The 17175-nt window shown below is 66.0% G+C and carries 13 protein-coding genes; 7 read left to right on the top strand and 6 right to left on the bottom strand.

All coding sequences use genetic code 11. The features are described 5' to 3' along the window. The first annotated feature begins 59 nt into the window (after window positions 1-59). On the top strand, window positions 60-3095 hold the full coding sequence (locus tag F0P96_RS04910) for an ATP-binding protein (protein WP_151077716.1): 3036 nt from the start codon (window positions 60-62) through the stop codon (window positions 3093-3095). Window positions 3096-3182: 87 nt separating this feature from the next. Here the strand turns inward: F0P96_RS04910 and F0P96_RS04905 are convergent, their stop codons facing one another. After that, window positions 3183-3938 carry a LytR/AlgR family response regulator transcription factor gene (locus F0P96_RS04905; RefSeq protein WP_151077715.1) on the bottom strand — a complete coding sequence of 252 codons (756 nt, stop codon included), beginning with the start codon at window positions 3936-3938 and terminating at the stop codon, window positions 3183-3185. A gap of 268 nt (window positions 3939-4206) precedes the next feature. Here F0P96_RS04905 and F0P96_RS04900 point away from each other — a divergent pair, with 268 nt between their 5' ends. The 3 genes from F0P96_RS04900 to F0P96_RS04890 all read left to right on the top strand — a co-directional run bounded on the left by F0P96_RS04900 (window position 4207) and on the right by F0P96_RS04890 (window position 7177). Beyond that, complete coding sequence (locus F0P96_RS04900) at window positions 4207-4674, top strand: carboxypeptidase regulatory-like domain-containing protein (protein WP_151077714.1); 468 nt, start codon at window positions 4207-4209, stop codon at window positions 4672-4674. A 95-nt stretch (window positions 4675-4769) separates the two neighbouring features. After that, a complete protein-coding gene (locus F0P96_RS04895) occupies window positions 4770-5156 on the top strand; it encodes a hypothetical protein (protein ID WP_151077713.1) in 387 nt (128 codons plus the stop codon). A 266-nt stretch (window positions 5157-5422) separates the two neighbouring features. Next, on the top strand, window positions 5423-7177 hold the full coding sequence (locus F0P96_RS04890) for a T9SS type A sorting domain-containing protein (RefSeq protein WP_151077712.1): 1755 nt from the start codon (window positions 5423-5425) through the stop codon (window positions 7175-7177). A gap of 108 nt (window positions 7178-7285) precedes the next feature. Here F0P96_RS04890 and F0P96_RS04885 read toward each other — a convergent pair whose 3' ends face one another. Next, window positions 7286-8251 (bottom strand): aldo/keto reductase, encoded by a 966-nt coding sequence (locus F0P96_RS04885; protein WP_151077711.1) that lies wholly within the window; start codon window positions 8249-8251, stop codon window positions 7286-7288. Window positions 8252-8441: 190 nt separating this feature from the next. On the opposite strand from F0P96_RS04885, the gene F0P96_RS04880 reads away from it, so the two are divergent. Together F0P96_RS04880 and F0P96_RS04875 are read left to right on the top strand one after the other, a co-directional pair. Then, complete coding sequence (locus F0P96_RS04880) at window positions 8442-10025, top strand: N-acyl-D-amino-acid deacylase family protein (RefSeq protein WP_151077710.1); 1584 nt, start codon at window positions 8442-8444, stop codon at window positions 10023-10025. A gap of 126 nt (window positions 10026-10151) precedes the next feature. Then, window positions 10152-10679 (top strand): GNAT family N-acetyltransferase, encoded by a 528-nt coding sequence (locus F0P96_RS04875; RefSeq protein WP_151077709.1) that lies wholly within the window; start codon window positions 10152-10154, stop codon window positions 10677-10679. Window positions 10680-10686: 7 nt separating this feature from the next. On the opposite strand, the gene F0P96_RS04870 is transcribed toward F0P96_RS04875, so the two are convergent. Together F0P96_RS04870 and ggt are read right to left on the bottom strand one after the other, a co-directional pair. After that, window positions 10687-11142, bottom strand: a complete 456-nt coding sequence (locus F0P96_RS04870; RefSeq protein ID WP_151077708.1) for a hypothetical protein — start codon at window positions 11140-11142, stop codon at window positions 10687-10689. Window positions 11143-11409: 267 nt separating this feature from the next. Next, window positions 11410-13221 (bottom strand): gamma-glutamyltransferase, encoded by a 1812-nt coding sequence (ggt, locus tag F0P96_RS04865; RefSeq protein ID WP_151077707.1) that lies wholly within the window; start codon window positions 13219-13221, stop codon window positions 11410-11412. 118 nt (window positions 13222-13339) lie between these two features. On the opposite strand from ggt, the gene F0P96_RS04860 reads away from it, so the two are divergent. Beyond that, a complete protein-coding gene (locus tag F0P96_RS04860) occupies window positions 13340-15391 on the top strand; it encodes an alpha amylase C-terminal domain-containing protein (RefSeq protein ID WP_151077706.1) in 2052 nt (683 codons plus the stop codon). A 133-nt stretch (window positions 15392-15524) separates the two neighbouring features. Here F0P96_RS04860 and F0P96_RS04855 read toward each other — a convergent pair whose 3' ends face one another. Both F0P96_RS04855 and F0P96_RS04850 read right to left on the bottom strand, forming a co-directional pair. After that, complete coding sequence (locus tag F0P96_RS04855) at window positions 15525-16013, bottom strand: YdeI/OmpD-associated family protein (RefSeq protein WP_151077705.1); 489 nt, start codon at window positions 16011-16013, stop codon at window positions 15525-15527. 30 nt (window positions 16014-16043) lie between these two features. Continuing rightward, window positions 16044-17039: a glycosyltransferase gene (locus tag F0P96_RS04850; RefSeq protein WP_151077704.1), complete on the bottom strand. Its 996-nt coding sequence runs from the start codon at window positions 17037-17039 to the stop codon at window positions 16044-16046. Window positions 17040-17175: the final 136 nt, after the last annotated feature.

Genomic DNA, 17175 nt, shown 5'->3' with positions numbered 1-17175 from the left:
AAAGGCCGGGAGAGCAGGCAAGGGAGCAAGTACTTTGTGAATCCGTTGCTTGCCTCATTATGCCCGCGTCTTCCCTTTCATCTGCTCCCGATCTGCACCAGTCACTGCTACAGGCTGAAACCCGCAACGCCGAGCTGGCCGAGGCCTTGCGCCAAGCCACCGCCGCGACCGAGCAGGCCCGGCAGCAGCTGGCGGCCTATACCGAACACGCGCCCGTGGCCTTGCTGCAGGTGGCCGCCGATGGGCGCATCGTCAGCATCAATGCCGATTACGTGGCGTTGGTAGGCACCGAAGAACCCTCCCACTACTGGCTGGGGCGGCAGGCCTCGGAGCTGGCCGCGCTTGTTTCGCCCGCCGAAGCCGACATGCCCGCCGCAGCTACCAAGCCGGCGCTGGCGTTTCACACCGCCTTTGTGCAGCTGCCCGAGGGCCGCGTGCTGGAGCGCCGCTACGTACCGCTGGCCGGCAGTGGCTACCTGGAGTTCCTCCGCGACGCCACGCAGCTGGACTTGGCCCAAGGCATGCAGGCGGCGGCGAGCATGCCCGAGCAATGCCCGTACCCCATCGTGCGCTACGATTTCAACGGGGAAATTCTTTACGCCAATTCCGAAGCGTGGCGCCTGCGGGAGTTGCTCGACGACGCGGGCCGCGAGGCCGTGCGGAGTCAGTTCTTTGCCCTAGCGGCCGTGGCCCGCGAGGCCGGCCAGCCCCAACAGGTGGAAATGACCATCGGCCCGCGCCAGTTTGCGGTGCACATGGTGGCCTTTGCCGAGGAAGCCTACGTGAACATGTACCTGCTCGACATTACTGACCGCTGCGCCGCCGAAGCCCGCATGCAAGCCAGCGAGGCGCGCATGCGCGAGCAGCAGCAGTTCACTCAGCAGATTCTCGATACGCTGTCCAACATTGTGGTGGTGCGCCGCGCCGACGGGCAAGAGACGTTTGCCAACCGCGCCTACCAGCGCTGGACCGAGCTCAACAGCGCCAGCATTGCCCCCGAAATAGCCGCCGAGCACCGCGTTACCATGGCGCGGGTGCTGGCTACCGGGCAGGCCGAGTCGCTGGAGCTGCCCGTGGTGCTGGCCGACGGCGCCGAGCACTGGCTGCACGTGGCCCAGTACCGCCTCGCGCGCCCCGGCGGCGAGGCAAACGTGCTCATCGTGAGCACCGACGTGACCGAGCAGCGCCGCGCCCAGGAAACCCTGATGCGCAACGAAAAGCGCTACCGCGACCTGATGCACTACGCCCAGGCCCTCATCTGGACCCACGACCTGAACGGGCAGGTGCTGTCGGCCAACCCCGCCTTGGGCCGACTGCTGGGCGTGGAGTCCGACAGCACCATCGGGAAACACCTGACGGCTGCTTTTGAGATGGAGCGCCACGCGCAAGTGGGCGAGTACCTGGCCGGCATTCGGGAGCAGGGCGAGCAAAGCGGGGTGATGAAGCTCACCGACAAGGCGGGCCAGGTGCATTACGTGCTCTACCAAAGCTACCTCGTGAGCGAGGCCGGCGAAGAACCCTACGTGGTGGCCTACGGGCAGGAAATAACCGAGCGGGTTCTGGCCGAGCGGGAAATGAAGCGAGCCAAGGAAAAAGCCGAAGCCGCCGCCCTGGCCCGGGAGAATTTCCTGGCCAACATGAGCCACGAAATTCGCACGCCGCTCAACGGCATTCTGGGCATGGCCAACCTAATGGCCAAAACCGCCCTCGACGCGCGTCAGGCACATTTTCTCGACGTCATTCAGACGTCCGGCAAGCACTTGCTCGGCGTTATCAACGACGTGCTGGACATGGCCAAGATTTCCTCGGGCAAAGTAGAGTTCGAGCGGGCCGCGTTCAACCTCTGCGACTCCATGGGCCAATCCATTCAGCCCCTGGTGCTGCAAGCGGCGCAGAAGGGCCTCACGTTTATGGGCACGCCCCTGCGCCAAAGCTGCGACTACCCCTGGGTGCTGGGTGATGCGCAGCGGCTCAATCAAATCCTGATCAACCTCACGGCCAACGCCGTCAAGTTTACCGAGCCCGGCGGCGAGGTGGAAGTCATCGGGCGGCAGCTCTCGGAAACGGCCGACTCGCTGACCGTGGAATTCAGCGTGCGCGACACCGGCCCCGGCATTGCTGCTGACCGTTTGGAGCGCATCTTCGAGAGCTTCACGCAGGCCTACGCCGATACCTCGCGCAAGCACGGCGGCACCGGCCTGGGCCTCACCATCAGCCAGGCGCTGGTGCGCCAGATGGGCGGGCAGCTCACCGTAACCAGCGAAGTAGGCAAAGGCAGTACGTTTGCGTTTTCGCTCACGCTGCCCAAGGCCGAACAACCCATCGCCCCCATGAACCCCAACGACCTCGACACCGGCGAACTGCGCGGCGTGCGCGTGCTGCTGGTGGAAGACAACGAAATCAACCGCGACGTGGCCCGCCTGCTGCTGGAAGGCTGGGGTGTGGAAGTAGAGGAAGCCACCAACGGCCTGCTGGGCGTGCAGCGGTTCGGCGAGCAAGCCTACGACGTGGTGCTGATGGACATTCAGATGCCGGTGCTGAACGGGCTGGAAGCCACGGCGCGCCTGCGCCAGCACCCCGACCCCGCCCGCGCCGCTACGCCCATTGTGGCCCTCACGGCCAATGCCTTTCGCGAAGACAACGAGCAGTACCTGGCGGCCGGCATGAACGCCTGCTTGGCCAAGCCCTTCGACGAAGCCGACCTCTACCGCGTGCTTACGCAGGTGCTCACGCCCACCGAGCCGCCCTACGACCTGACGCACTTGCGCGGTATTTCGCGCGGGCAGGAGGTGTTCGTGACCAAGATCATCCGCTCGTTTCTGGCCAACATGCCCGAGAGCCTGGCTACCCTGCAAGCCGCCGTAGCCGCTGCCGACTGGCCCGAGGTGGCCCGCACGGTGCACCACATCAAGCCCAACCTGACGGCTCTGCGCGTGGGGGGCGTAAACGAGGCCGTAGCCCTGCTGGAAAAGCTGCGCGCCGAAATACCCGCCAAAAATGAGGAGGCCACCCTGCACAAAGCCGCGGCCCAGCTGATGGTGGCCGTGCAGCGCGCCCTGGCGGCCTTGCCGGCCGAATTGCCCGCTTCGAATTAACCAGCCGCCAAGCCTGGTAAACAGCAAGGGCCGCACCCGGAGAATTTCCTCCGACGTGCGGCCCTTGTGCCGTGCAGCCCTGCCCGGCTACAGCCCGCGCAGCTGGCGCATAAAATCTTCGGCGTACGACTTGCCGATGGGCACCTCGTAGCTGCCGAGTTGCAGCATGTTGTCCTGCACCGAGTCGATGCGGCGGGTGTTGACGATGTAGGAGCGGTGCACGCGCCGGAAGTTGGCGAACGGCAGGCGCTCCTCCAGCGCCTTGAGCGTGATGTACACGATGTGTTTCTGCCGCTCGGTCACCAGCATCGAATACGTCGACATGGCCTCGATGAAAAGCACGTCGTTGAAATCAAGGCGCACGAGCTTGTTGTTGACCTTCACGAAGAGGTCGGTGTCGGCCGATCCTTCGGCCGACGGAGCCGGCTCGGCGGGCGAGCGGAGGGCGGCCAATACGTTGCGCCGCTGCGTGCCGGCGCGCTCCACGGCTTTCAGAAAGCGGCCGTACTCCACGGGTTTCACCAGGTAATCGGCCACGCGCAGCTCGAAGGCATCGACGGCGAAGTTGGGGTGAGAGGTAACCAGCACCACCTCGGGCGCGGGCGACGGCAGCAAGGGCACCAGCTCCAGGCCGCTCAGGTGCGGCATCTCGATGTCGAGAAACAGCACGTCAATGGGCGGCTCGGCGGTGCGCACGAGGTTTAGGGCCGCGCGGGCGTCGGGCAGCGAGGCCACCAGTTCCAGGGAGTCGGTGAGGGAAATGTAGTGCTCAAGCGTGAGGCGGTTGATTTCGTTGTCGTCGACGACGACGCAGCGCAGAGGCGATGGGGTGGAGGTGGGCATGGGCGGCAAAAGGCGTGGTAAAGGGCTGCGGGGCGGTAGTTTTCGTTGACACAGCTTGCCGGAGGCTTCGCATAGTGAAAAACCAACTTGGGCAAGTTCTACAGGCTTGTCATCGGCCCCCAAGCTAGGTTTGTTTCAAGTTCAACGGAAGGGTTTTTCGATAACCCCAAGCTTTTACCCGACGAACCCGGTCCAGAACCCGTTTGTTCGAAACCGTTTTTTGCCCTGCCCGCCACACCTTTTACTTCTACCCACACCGGTTGCCGCCATGCGTTTCATTGCCCTCCTTTTCGCCGCTTGCCTTCTGATGGTTACGTTCGGCACTGCCCAAGCCGCCGATACGCCCGCCGTAGCCGGCAAAGCCGCGGTGCACAAGCCCGCCGCCAAACCTGCTGCCCGCACCGCCCGCGCCGTAACCAGCCTCAAGCCCACGCTGGTAGCGCCCGCCACCGACATCCTGCACGAGCACTTTGCCGTGACGGTATCGGGCAACGTGACCAACCCCGAGGGCCTGCCCCTGCCCGGCGCCACCATTTGGGTGACCAGCAAGCGCGACGTGCTGGCCGTGACCAATGCCGACGGCGAGTTTACCCTCACGCTGCCCACCAACGCGCCCATCGTGCTCAGCTGCGGCTACGCCGGGTTCGAAGACCAACTCATTCCGCTGCGCCAGCCGCGCCGCCAGAACCTGGTATCGGTAAACCTGGTGCCGGTAGCGGCAGCATCGCGCCGCTAATGCCTGCAGCGGCGCCGGCTGCACAGCCGGTGCCGCCCACTGCTCAACCTGCTTGCCCGCCCTTTTTTCCTACCACACCTTTTTTGCCACTACCCATGAAAATCGTTCTTCGCTCCGCGCTGCTGGTTGCCCTGCTGGGCATGCGTACGGTTGGTTTCGCTGCCGCCGACAATCCCATCAACAAGGCCATTAGCGAATCGGCTACCCAGGGCGCCCTCACCGTGACGCTGTACCTGACCGACGCGCTGCACCTGTCGCAAACGCAGACCTGGGCCGTGCGCGAATGCACCCGCACCGAGCTCCAGCAGCTGGCCGTGGCTTCTGAAAACGCCAGCACGCCCGACGCGGCCCTGCAAGCCCACCAGCAGTACGATGCCGCCATGCAGCGCATCCTGACCCCGGCGCAGTACACCCACTTTCTACAGATCGAGCGTACGGCGCCCATGACGGCCGCTGTGTCGCGGGTGCTGGCCAGCCGCTAGCCGCCCTTTCTTGCCGCCTCCCCACGGGCCGGATGCACTGCGTATCCGGCCCGTGGCTTTTGGTGCCCATGCGTTTTTCTGGGAGGTGCAAAGAAGGTTGTCTGACATCGTTCCCGGTATCGATTGCGCAAATAAAACCGCGAAGGACCGCCCGCTTTGCCTCCCGGCAGACCTAGTATTATAGTGGGGTTGAGTGTTTCGGCGGCGCGTTGGCGTTGCGGAAACGGGTGAAGCCCGCCCCGTTTGTTCGCTGAAGCTCTTTCGATATGCCCACTTTCTACTCTTTTGGCCGATTGCCCCAGGCCTGCTCCGCAACCGGTGTGCTGCTCCTGCTGGGAATGGCGGCGCCGGCGCAGGCCCAACTGATTTCGTTTCCCGGTGCCGAAGGGGCGGGCAAGTACACCTCGGGCGGCCGGGGCACGGCCACGGTGCCCACCACCGTGTTTGAGGTAACTAACCTCAACGACGACAACCAGCCCGGCTCCTTGCGCTACGCCCTGAGCCAGGCGGCCACGCACCGCACCATCGTGTTTCGCGTGTCGGGCACCATTCACCTGAACTCGCCGCTGAGCTTCAACAAGGCCAACACCACCATTGCGGGCCAAACGGCCCCCGGCGACGGTATCTGCCTCGCCGACCACCCCGTCAGCATCGGGGCCGACAACGTGATTGTGCGGTTCATGCGCTTCCGCATGGGCGACAAAAACCAGAACCTGGGCATGGTGAACGGCTCGGGCGACGGCGACGCGTTCGGAGCTCTGAGCCGGCGCAAAATCATGGTCGACCACTGCTCCGTGAGTTGGTCGTCGGATGAGGCGTTTACGGTGTACCGCGGCGACAGCACCACCCTGCAGTGGAACATCATCAGCGAGCCGCTCGACTACTCGTACCACTTCGAAACCGGCGACACCGATTTTGAGCACCACGGCTACGGCGGAATCTGGGGCGGGCGCAACGCCTCCATGCACCACAACCTGCTGGCCCACGTGCGCGGCCGCATGCCCCGCTTCGACGGCAGCCGCAACCTGGCGCCGTACACGGCCGGGCAGGAAAACGTGGATTTCCGCAATAACGTGCTCTACAACTGGGCCTCCTACAACGTGAACGGCGGCGAAGGCGGCAACTACAACATTGTGGGCAACTACTACAAGTACGGCCCCAGCACCCCCAACAGCTCCTCCAGCGGCGTGGCGGTGCGCTCCGAAGTACTCACGCCCTACAAGCAAACCTCGTCGCCGGTGCTGCCCTTCGGCAAGTTCTACCTCACCGGCAACTACGTGGACAGCTACCCCGTGGTAACGGCCGCCAACTGGAAGGGCGTTATCATGAGCGGCGGCACCCGCGCCGATACCGCGCTGTCGAAAGTGCTGGTGCCGTTTGCCACCGTGCCGCTGCCGGTGCAAAGCGCGCAGGATGCCTACGTGGCCGTGCTGCAAAAAGCCGGCTGCGTGCTGCCCAGCCGCGACGCCGTCGACCAGCGCATCGTGGGCGACGTGCTCAACCGCACCGGCGGCATTATTGACGTGCAGGGCGGATTCCCGCACGGCACACCCTACGCCCAAACCACGGGTGCCTGGCCGGTGCTGCAGTCGGCCCCGGCGCCCACCGACACCGACCACGACGGCATGCCCGACGCCTGGGAAACGGCCAACGGCTTGAACCCCAACAGCGCCGCCGACCGCGGCCTGCGCGCAGCCAACGGCTACACCAACCTCGAAAACTACCTCAACGGCCTGGTAGCCGTGGTAACGGCGGCCGCCCCGCAGGCCAAAACCGACCTCACCGCCCTGCAGGTGTACCCCAACCCCGGCCACGAGCAGTTCACGGTAGCCCACCCCAAAGCCGACCGCCACGCCACCATTACCATCTTTACCTTCGAGGGCCGCAATGTGGCTACGGTGGCCGCTGCCCCCGGCACGCAGCAAACCCAGTTGAACTTGGGTGAGTTGGCCAACGGCAACTACTTGCTGCTCTACGCCGATGCCGCCCAGCGCCTCACGTTCAAAATCGTGAAAGAGTAAGCGCGAGGCGTCATTAGCTCATATGAAAAGCGCCCCCGCTGCGGCTCCAAGGCCAGCAGCGGGGGCGCTTTTTGATGTACTGCGACCGGGGCAGTGAGTTACCTTCTGCTAGTGCGGAACAGCTACGGCGCTGGCCTGAGCGAGCTGTGCGAGGTCGTCGGGGCTCAGGTGCAGGTCGAGAGCGGGCAGCAGTTCCTGCACTTGCTGGGTGCTGGTGGCCGAGGCAATGGGCGCAGTGAGGCCGGGCTGGGCCATAAGCCAGGCCAGGGCCACCTGGGCGGGCGTGGCGCCGTGGCGCTCGGCCACGGCATCCACGGCGTGCAGAATGCCAAGGCCGCGCTCGTTCAGGTATTTCTGGCCCACGCCGCCGCCCCGGGGGCTTTTCTGCAGGTCGGCCTGGGTGCGGTACTTGCCGGTAAGAAAGCCTGCCGCCAAGCCGTAGTAGGGAATGACGCCCAGGCCGTATTGCTGCACTACGGGCAGCAGCTCGTTTTCAAACTCGGCCCGGTCATACAGATTGTAGAGTGGCTGCAGGCTTTCGTAGCGCGGCAGGCCGTGCTGCTCGCTGGCTTGCAGGGCCTCGGTGAGGCGCTGGGCCGAGAAGTTCGAGGCCCCGATGGCACGCACCTTGCCTTCCCGGATGAGTTGTGCGTAGGCTTCGAGCGGCTCCTGCACCGATACCGTCGGGTCGTCTTTGTGCGACTGGTAGAGGTCGATGTAGTCGGTTTGCAGGCGCTTCAGGGAGCCTTCCACGGTGCGCAGAATGTAGTCTTTGGACAAGCCTTTCTGCTCGGGCGTAATTTCCCAGCCGACTTTGGTGGCAATGATGACGTCGTTGCGGCGGCCGCGCTGCCGCAGCCACTTGCCGATGATGGTTTCCGACTCGCCGCCGGTGTGGCCCGGCACCCACACAGAGTAACCGTCGGCCGTGTCGATGGCGTTGCCGCCGCCCGCCACAAAAGCGTCGAGTACCTGAAAGGAAGTGGCTTCGTCGATGGTCCAGCCGAAGACGTTGGTGCCCAGCACGAGCGGAGTGATGTGCAGGCCGGAGCGGCCTAGTTCGCGGTGTTGCATGGCGAAAAGTGAGGAGGATTGGGTGCGTGGTAAGCCTTGTCAACCGCCGAAGCGCGCCGGGGTTTGGGCTGGTCGCGAGTAGGCTGATACGGCAGCAGTTGCGCGTCGTTGCTCAGGAAAGATGGCCGCAGTTCAAAGGCGGGCGCGTATCTTCCAACGCCTGCCGAGAGGTTCGGCGCGACTTTCTGGCATGCGGTACTTCCTGTTTATTCTGCTTTGGGCAGCGGCTCACGTTGCGGCGGCGCAGCCCACGCGGGCGGCCATTCTCATCCGCAACGGCCGCGTGCTCGACGGCACCGGCAACGCCTGGTTTCTGGGCGACGTGGCCGTGGCCGCGGGCCGCATTGTGGCCGTGGGGCGCCTGCCCGCCGATTACCCCGCCGACACCGTGCTCGACGCCCGCGGCCTGATGGTGGCGCCCGGCTTCATCGACGTACACACCCACATCGAAGACGACGAAGTGCGCCAGCCCACCGCCGACAACTTCATCTACGACGGTGTGACAACCGTGGTAACGGGCAACTGCGGTTCCTCGCGCCTCGATTTGCGCCGCTATTTCCGCACCCTCGACAGCTTGCACCTGGCGGTGAACGTGGCCTCGCTTATCGGCCACGGCGACGTGCGCAAGGCCGTGCTGGGCCGCGCCAACCGCCCGCCCACCGAAGCCGAGCTGCAGCGCATGGAAGCCTTGGTAGCGCAGGCCATGCAGGCCGGTGCCGTGGGCCTCTCGTCGGGGCTGATTTACGTGCCCGGCACCTACGCCCGTACACCCGAGCTGGTGCGCCTCGCCCGCGTGGCCGCCCGCTACCACGGCCTCTACGCCACCCACATGCGCAACGAAGGCGACAGCGTAACCCAGGCCATTGGGGAAGCCCTGCAGGTGAGCCGCGAAGCCGGCCTTCCCCTCGAAATTTCCCACCTCAAGCTCGGCGGGCAGCAAAACTGGGGCCGCACGCCCGAAATCCTGGGCCTGATTGCCGACGCCCGCCGCGCCGGCCAGGAAGTCACCATCGACCAGTATCCCTACACGGCCAGCTCCACCTCCCTCACCACCCTGCTGCCCGACGACGTGCAGGCCGACGGCCGCGACTCGCTGCGGGCCCGGCTGCGCCGCCCGGCCGTGCGCGCCGCTGTAGAGGCCAGCCTCGTGCGGCGCCTGCGAATGCGCCAGCTTCGGCACTTCAGCTACGCCGTGGTGGCCAGCTTTCCGCCCGAGCCCGCCTACAACGGCCTGAGCATCGAGCAGATCAACCGGCGGTTGGGGCGGCGCCACAGTGCCCGCGCCGAAGCCGCCACCATCCTCGACTTGGCCCTGCAATACGACGCGGGCATGGTGTTTCACGGCATGAGCGAAGCCGACGTGCAGTCCATCATGCGTTACCCGCAGAACATGGTGGCTTCCGATGCCAGCATCCGGGTGTGGCAACAGGGCGTGCCGCACCCGCGCGGCTACGGCTCCAATGCCCGTGTGCTGGGCCGCTACGTGCGCGAGCTGCAGGTGCTCAGCCTCGAAGAAGCTGTGCGCCGCATGACGTCGCTGCCGGCCCAAACCTTCGGCTTCACCGACCGCGGCCTGCTGCGTCCCGGTCTGGCCGCCGACATCGTGGTGTTCGACCCCGCCACCGTGCGCGACCTATCGACCTACGACCAGCCCCACCAGTACAGCACCGGCATGCAATACGTACTCGTGAACGGACGCCTGACGGTGCGCGAAGGCAAGCACACCGGGGCGCGCAACGGGCAAGTGCTGTACGGGGCCGGCCGGCAGCCGTAGGTACTCCCACCGCTTGGGTTGTGGGTTCCGGCCGGGGCCAGCAGAAAAAGGTTTGGGCCAGAGAAAGAAACATCCAGCGTTTGGGGGGCGGGGCACGTATGCCCAGAGCCGCACTTTCTCACTCCCATGCTTGCCCAACTGATTCACACGCCCCGCCTGCAACTCATTGCCGCCACACCTACTTCGCTGCAGGCTGAATTGGAGGAACCCACTCGCCTGAGCGACTACCTCCGCGCCGAACTCCCCGCCGACTGGCCGCCCGGCGAGTACGACCGCAGCGCTTGTCAGCACTTTTTCGAACAACTGCAGGCCAGGGGCGAGGCCGCGGCTGGCTGGTATGGCTGGTACGCCCTCTACGGCAACGTGTCGCCCTCCCTCGTGGGCTGCGGCGGCTACTTTGGCCCACCCGACGAGGACGGCCGGGTTGAAATTGGCTACTCATTATCGGAGCACTGGCGCGGGCAGGGCTTCGCCACCGAAATCGTGCGGGCCTTGGTGGGGCGCATTGCGGGGCATGCGCCCGTGAAGCGCATTGTGGCGCACGCCCACCCCGAAAACCTGGCCTCCCGAAAAGTGCTGCAGCGCACCGGTTTCCGGCAAATGCACCCCAGCGACCAGGAAGACGCCTGTTTATTTGAGTATCAGCCAAACTAAGCCGCGGTCAGTCGAACCGGCGCAGGCGTTTCTTGCTCAACTCGTAGCTCACGATGGCGGGCACGTAGAACGTCACGTCGGCCAGCAGCTTGGCCAGCAGCACCCCGCCGGCCAGGCTGCCCAGCCACAGCGGCAGGTAGTACAGCAGAGCCGGGCGAATGACGAAGCTGTCGGCCACCTCGGCCACGCCGAACTCTACCAGCAAGGCCCGCACGTTCTGGCCAAACGTGGCCCAGCGGTACGGGCGGCCACGCGCGCGTAGCTCTCGCCGGGTGCGCCACACATCGGCCCCGATGATGGTGCCAAAGTAGGCCACGTTGCCGGCCCAGGTGGCGGCCAGCGCGGCCGTTACGCGGCTGCCGCTCAGCGCCAGGCCGAAGTAGGCCCCCGCCAGCGTAGCCAGCAACGACAGCAATTCAGCCGGCAAGTAGCGGCGCAGCCATTCCAGAAGTTTCGGCTTCATAAGGGAGTTGATGGCTGGAGTACGCACGCGCCCCCGTCGCCGATGCGCCAGGGGCTCCTGCAGGTTTGCTCATTCGGGCTGCCCAATGCCGCTTCGGACTCGCTTTGTGCGGTAGCGCCAGAGAGGGAGGCAGTACGGTACCTAACGGATTTCAGCGCCGGCCAAAAAACCGTTAGGTTGAGCGGTACCTAACGGTTTTCCAGCCGGCACCACAATCCGTTAGGTTCGTCGCGGCAAGCCCACTTCGCGTGGGCCCCGGCCAATATCCTAATACCCCAGGGCCGTGTCGTCGCCGCGCGGGTCGGCGCCGCCCACGAGCTGGCCGTTGGGCTTCCGCTCAATCATTTCCACGCGGCCCCAGGCGTTGCGCGGGCTGAGCCGGTAGCCCCGGCGCGCAAGGTCGGCTTCGGCAGCAGGGGAGAGGGCGCCGGCCTCCACGTCAATCTGGTCGGGCAACCACTGGTGGTGCAGGCGTGGGGCGGCCACGGCTTGCTGCGGGTTCATGCCGTAGTCGAGCACGTTCAGCAGGGCCTGCAGCACGGAGGTAATGATGGTGCTGCCGCCGGGCGTGCCCACCACCAGCCGCAGCTGGCCGCGCTCGGTCACGATGGTGGGCGTCATCGACGAGAGCATGCGCTTGCCGGGCCGGATGGCATTGGCCGCCCCGCCCGTCACGCCGTAAGCATTGGGCACGCCGGGCTTCACCGAGAAGTCGTCCATTTCGTTGTTGAGCAGAAAGCCCGCGCCGGCCACTACCACTTTCGAGCCGTAGGCCCCGTTGAGCGTGGTGGTGCAGCTCACCGCGTTGCCGGCCGCGTCCACAATGCTGTAGTGCGTCGTCTGGTCCGACTCATAGCTGGGCAGCCCCGCGCCGGCCGCCACCTGGGCCGAGGGCGTAGCCGCATTTTGCGTTGTTACGCCCTGCATACGGCCTTTTAGGTACTTCGTCCCAAGCAATTGCGCCACCGGCACGCGCCCAAAATCCGGGTCGCCGAGGTAGGTGGCGCGGTCGGCGTACACGCGCCGCTCGGCTTCGGTAATGAGGTGCACGGCATCGGCGGAGTGCCAGCCCAACTGGCGCAGGTTGTAGGGTTCCAGCATCTGGAGCAGCTGCAGCAGCGCCACGCCGCCGGAAGAGGGCGGCGGCATGCTGATGACCTCGTACTGGCGGTAGCGGCCGCGCACCGGCTCCCGCCACTTGGGCTGGTACTGGTCCAGGTCCGGTTGGCTGATGAGGCCGTGGCCGCGCTGCATTTCACTCAGCAGCAAGGCCGCCGTCGGGCCCTGGTAGAACCCGGCGCGGCCTTGGTCGCGGATGCGGCCGAGCGTAGCGGCCAGGTACGCCTGCCGAATGGTGTCGCCGGGCTGCCAGGCACGGCCGGGCCGCTTGTAGGCATTGGGCAGCTCCTTAAAGTCCGGTGCCGAGGCCGCGCCCATGCCGTGCGGCGTGGTGGCGAAGTTCACATAGCGTTGTTCGGCTTCGACGGGCGTGGTAATGAAGCGCGTGGCGTTAAGCCCGGCGGCCTCCTTGGGCGTCAGCACCACGCCTTGGGCGGCCAGGTCCACGGCCGGCTGCACCAGCTCGCGCCACGGCAACTTGCCCAGTTTCTGGTGCAGCGCCACCATGCCGGCCACCGTGCCCGGCACTCCCGCGGCCAGGTGGCCACGGGTGCTCAGGTCGGGTACCACGTTGCCCTGCGTGTCGAGGTACATGTCCTGCGAGGCTTTGGCGGGGGCGGTTTCGCGGAAGTCCAGCGCGCCGGCGGTGCCGTCGGCGGCGCGGTATACCACAAAGCCCCCGCCGCCGATGTTGCCGGCCACCGGAAAGCACACGGCCAGGGCAAACTGCACGGCCACGGCCGCGTCGTAGGCATTGCCGCCGCGTCGCAAAATTTCCAGGCCAATGCGCGAGGCTTCGGGGTGAGCACTCACCACCAGAGCCTGCGCGGCCGTAACGGGTGCCGCGGCAGGGGGCAGCGGGGCAGCGGTAGCGGGGGCGCCGGGCAGCGGGCGGTGCGCGGGCGAAGCGCAGGCCAGCGCGGCAGTCAGCAGAAAGCAGTACGAACGGCGGAGGAGCATCACAGAAAAACAACGGGCATTCGGGCCAAGATACGGCCCGGCGGTGGCTATCTTGGCGCTGAACCCCGAACCGGCGTTGCTGGTTCGGCCGTTGCTTGTGCCCTAACCGCCGCTTTGTATGGAAACTGCCGCTTCTGTTACGCCCACCGCTGCCCCGCTGCTTCCGCTGGTGCAGCACGACCCCTGGCTGCAACCCTACGCCCCCGATTTGGAGCGCCGCCTGGCGCGCTTTCAGCACCGGTTGCAGGAAATTACGGCCGAATGCGGCTCGCTCACCCGCTTTGCCACCCGCCACAACTTCCTCGGCCTGCACTACGATGCCCGGCGGCGCGGCTACTGGTTTCGGGAATGGGCGCCGGGCGCGCAGGCCGTATTCCTCACCGGCGACTTCAACCAGTGGGACCGGGCCTACACCCCGCTCACGCGCCGCGACGATGGCGTGTGGGAAGTGTTTCTGGCCGAAAAAACCTTCCCCAACCTCGTGCACGGTTCCCGCTACAAGCTGCACGTGCACGCCGCCAACGGCCAGCGCGACCGGCTGCCTGCCGCCGTGCGCCGCGTGGTGCAAGACGAGCACAGCAAGGACTACAGCGCCCAAGTGTGGCGCCCCGCCGAAGCGTTTCAGTGGACCGACCAGACGTTTCGGGTGGCCAACTACGTGAAGGAGCCGCTGATTTACGAGGCCCACGTGGGCATGGCCCTCGAAGACGGCCGCGTGGGCGGCTGGCGCGAGTTTGCCGACCTGATTCTGCCCCGCATTCAGCAGGAGGGCTACAACGTGCTGCAGCTGATGGCCGTGGCCGAGCACCCGTACTACGGCTCGTTTGGCTACCACGTGGCCAATTTCTTCGCGCCCTCGGCCCGCTTCGGACCGCCCGAAGACCTGAAATACCTTGTGAACGAAGCGCACCGCCGCGGCCTGGCCGTGGTGATGGACGTGGTGCACTCGCACAGCGTGAAAAACGAGGCCGAGGGCCTGGGCAACCTCGACGGCTCGGGTGCGCTGTATTTCCACGCCGGTGGCCGCGGCCAGCACCCCGGCTGGGACTCCCTGCTCTTCGACTACGGCCGGCCCGAGGTGCAGCAGTTTCTGCTCTCCAACCTGCGCTACTGGCTGGAGGAGTTTCACTTCGATGGCTTCCGGTTCGATGGCGTGACCAGCATGCTCTACCACCACCACGGCGAAGGCGTGGGCTTCGGCTCCTACGACCAGTATTTCGGCCCCGAAGTGGACGACGATGCGGTGCTGTACCTGCAGCTGGCCACCACGCTGGTGCGCGACATCAAAAAGTCGGCCCTGCTGATTGCCGAAGACATGAGCGGCATGCCCGGTTTGGCGCGGCCCGTAGCCGAGGGCGGCCTGGGCTTCGGTTTCCGGCTGGCCATGGGCTTGCCCGACTACTGGATTCGGCAGCTCAAGCACCAGCGCGACGAAGACTGGAGCCTCGGGGGCCTCTGGCACGAGCTGACCAACCGCCGAGCCGGCGAAAAAACCGTGGCCTACTGCGAGTCGCACGACCAGGCTTTGGTGGGCGACAAAACCCTTTCGCACTGGCTGCTCGACGCGCGCATTTACACCAGCATGCAGCGCAGCGCTTCGCCCGACCTCGAAACCGGCCGGGGCGTGGCCCTGCACAAACTCATTCGCTTGGTGACGCTGGGCGCGGGCGGCGAGGCCTACATGAACTTCATCGGCAACGAGTTTGGCCACCCCGAGTGGGTGGACTTCCCGCGCGAGGGCAACCAGTGGAGCCACCACTACGCCCGCCGGCAGTGGAGCCTGGCCGACAACCCCGACCTTTATTACCACGCCTGGCTGCTCTTCGACCAAGCCATGCTGGGCCTGGAGCGCCGCACCCACTTCCTGAACGCCGGGCCGGCCCGCCTGCTGCACCTCGACGACGAGAACAAGGTGCTCTGCTTTGAGCGCGGCGGCCTCGTCTTCGCCTTCAACTTCCATCCCGAGCGCAGCATTGCCGATTACCGTTTCTTCGCCGGTGCCGCCGGTGCCTACACGCCCGTGCTCAACTCCGACAGCGCCGCTTTCGGTGGGTTCGACCGCATCGACCCCGGCACCCAGCACTTCACCCTGCCCGACGAGCACGGCACGCCGTTTCTGAGCCTGTACCTGCCCAGCCGTACGGCCCAGGTGCTGCAGCCGACAAAGTAGACCTGCCGGCAAGCAGCAGCGCCCAACCGCGGCGCGCCAGGTCCAAACGACCACCACGATTCCGTTCAACGACGCGGGGCCGGCAAGCTTAGCTTGCCGGCCCCGCCGGTTTAGAACAATGCGTAGGTAGCCGTTAGCTGCGTTTTTGGCCGGCCAGAATCATTTCCACCGCCTTTTTCATCCGCTCGTAGCGGGTTTCGGTGCTCTTGGCGGCCTCCACCCAGCGGGTAAATTCCTTCTGGTGGGTGTACGACAGGTCTTCGAACTTCTGCCGGGCACCGGCGTTGGTCAGGGCTCGGGCAAAGTCGTCGGATACTTCGGCTACGCGCGGCTGGGTGTCTTTGGCCAGGGCCACGGTAACGGTGTGGCCCCAGGTTTTCTCGATGGCGTTGCGGATTTGCCGCGGCACGCCCAGTAGGTGCTGCCCGTCGCCCATGGGGGCGAGGCTGCCGCGGTAGGGAAAGCCGTCGAAGGTGGCCTGCACTTTTACCTGGCCGCGCGTGCCGTACACCTCGGCCACGTTGAAGGGAATGATGACAAACACGCCGCCATGTTCGCTGTCGAGTTCGAGTACGGCTTCAAAAGTGTGTTCGGGCTCGAAAGCAGGCGCGGGAGTGTTCATGCAAAGCAGAATGGAAAGTACAGCGCAAAATTAGGCATCTGGCAGTTGCCGGGCCTGCAGCACCAGCGCGGCGGTCAGGTTGGGGGCGTTGCGGTCGGCCAATACCCGGAAACGGCTGGCGGGCAGGTGGTACTGCGCCGAAATGCGCTGGGCGGTGGCTTCGTCGGGCACCCAGAGCACGTCGGCGTGGCGCAGGGCCAGGCGCTCCAAGGCACCCACCCAACCGCGGTCGGCGGTGGGCACCTGCTCCACAGGCGAAGCGCCAACCTGCAGCACCAAGGGCCGGCGTGTGAGCTGGCGCAGCTCCACGGCCGCCAACCAGGTGGGCCATTCGGCGGCCACAATCACCTCAAACGGGGTGCTGGCGGCGCGCTGCACGGCGTGGCGTGCGTATTGAATGATGCGGAAATTCAGCTGGGTAAAATCTTCGGCGGGCGCGGTAGCGGCTTCCTGGGTGGGCTGAGCGGCGGGGGCAGCTTGCGACGGGGGCGGCGCCATTTCCAATTCGGCCGCATCATGTTGTCCGTGGTCAGCCGGCAGACCGTCGGGCAGCACGTCCGGCAGCGCGGGCGCGGGGCTGCTAAGCGCGGCCGCTTCGGCCGCGCCCGGCTCGGCAGGAACTTCGGGCGTTTCGCCCAACGTCAGCGGTGTTTCGACTTCGGTGGTTTCGGGCGTTGACGGTTGCAAAGCCGGCCCGGCGGCATTGGTGCCGGCCGACGAGCCCACATAGGGTGCAGCGGGTATTGCCACGTGGTGGCGCCGGCCTGCAGGCTGCGGGCTGCTGGCGCCGAGGTAGGGAAACGCCGGCGTCTGCAAATTGCTGTCTGGTTTCGAGCGGAAGCTGGCCGCTACTGGGCCGTTCAGCTCGGCCACGTGCACGGCGCTGGCATCGAGGGTGGCGGGCAGGGGCTGGGGTACCCACAGCTGCACCCGGGCGCGCGAACCAAGGGCGTGCGCGGTGTGCAGCGCGCCGGGCGCATCGGCCCAACTCAATAGCAAAACGGCAGAAGACGTAGCAGAATCCATAGCGCGCAATATGCAGACGAACCGCCGCCCCCAAGCAGCGCCCCGGCAAATATATTCCTGCGAATTCGTGCTTACTTTGCGGGCTTAGGCGGCCCGCCCACTCGGGGCGGGCCGTTTTATTGCCTACTCACGGCAC

This window comes from Hymenobacter busanensis, assembly GCF_008727865.1.
GTDB classification, from domain to species: Bacteria; Bacteroidota; Bacteroidia; order Cytophagales; family Hymenobacteraceae; genus Solirubrum; species Solirubrum busanense.
The sequence above is the reverse complement of the archived record's forward strand: the minus strand, read 5'-3'. Positions and strand labels throughout refer to the sequence as shown.

Bases quoted from the DNA above. Each gene is read 5' to 3' on its own strand.
- F0P96_RS04910 (WP_151077716.1), top strand. From the start codon at position 60: ATGCCCGCGTCTTCCCTTTCATCTGCTCCCGATCTGCACCAGTCACTG.
- F0P96_RS04905 (WP_151077715.1), bottom strand. From the start codon at position 3,938: ATGCCCACCTCCACCCCATCGCCTCTGCGCTGCGTCGTCGTCGACGAC.
- F0P96_RS04900 (WP_151077714.1), top strand. From the start codon at position 4,207: ATGCGTTTCATTGCCCTCCTTTTCGCCGCTTGCCTTCTGATGGTTACG.
- F0P96_RS04895 (WP_151077713.1), top strand. From the start codon at position 4,770: ATGAAAATCGTTCTTCGCTCCGCGCTGCTGGTTGCCCTGCTGGGCATG.
- F0P96_RS04890 (WP_151077712.1), top strand. From the start codon at position 5,423: ATGCCCACTTTCTACTCTTTTGGCCGATTGCCCCAGGCCTGCTCCGCA.
- F0P96_RS04885 (WP_151077711.1), bottom strand. From the start codon at position 8,251: ATGCAACACCGCGAACTAGGCCGCTCCGGCCTGCACATCACTCCGCTC.
- F0P96_RS04880 (WP_151077710.1), top strand. From the start codon at position 8,442: ATGCGGTACTTCCTGTTTATTCTGCTTTGGGCAGCGGCTCACGTTGCG.
- F0P96_RS04875 (WP_151077709.1), top strand. From the start codon at position 10,152: ATGCTTGCCCAACTGATTCACACGCCCCGCCTGCAACTCATTGCCGCC.
- F0P96_RS04870 (WP_151077708.1), bottom strand. From the start codon at position 11,142: ATGAAGCCGAAACTTCTGGAATGGCTGCGCCGCTACTTGCCGGCTGAA.
- ggt (WP_151077707.1), bottom strand. From the start codon at position 13,221: ATGCTCCTCCGCCGTTCGTACTGCTTTCTGCTGACTGCCGCGCTGGCC.
- F0P96_RS04860 (WP_151077706.1), top strand. From the start codon at position 13,340: ATGGAAACTGCCGCTTCTGTTACGCCCACCGCTGCCCCGCTGCTTCCG.
- F0P96_RS04855 (WP_151077705.1), bottom strand. From the start codon at position 16,013: ATGAACACTCCCGCGCCTGCTTTCGAGCCCGAACACACTTTTGAAGCC.
- F0P96_RS04850 (WP_151077704.1), bottom strand. From the start codon at position 17,039: ATGGATTCTGCTACGTCTTCTGCCGTTTTGCTATTGAGTTGGGCCGAT.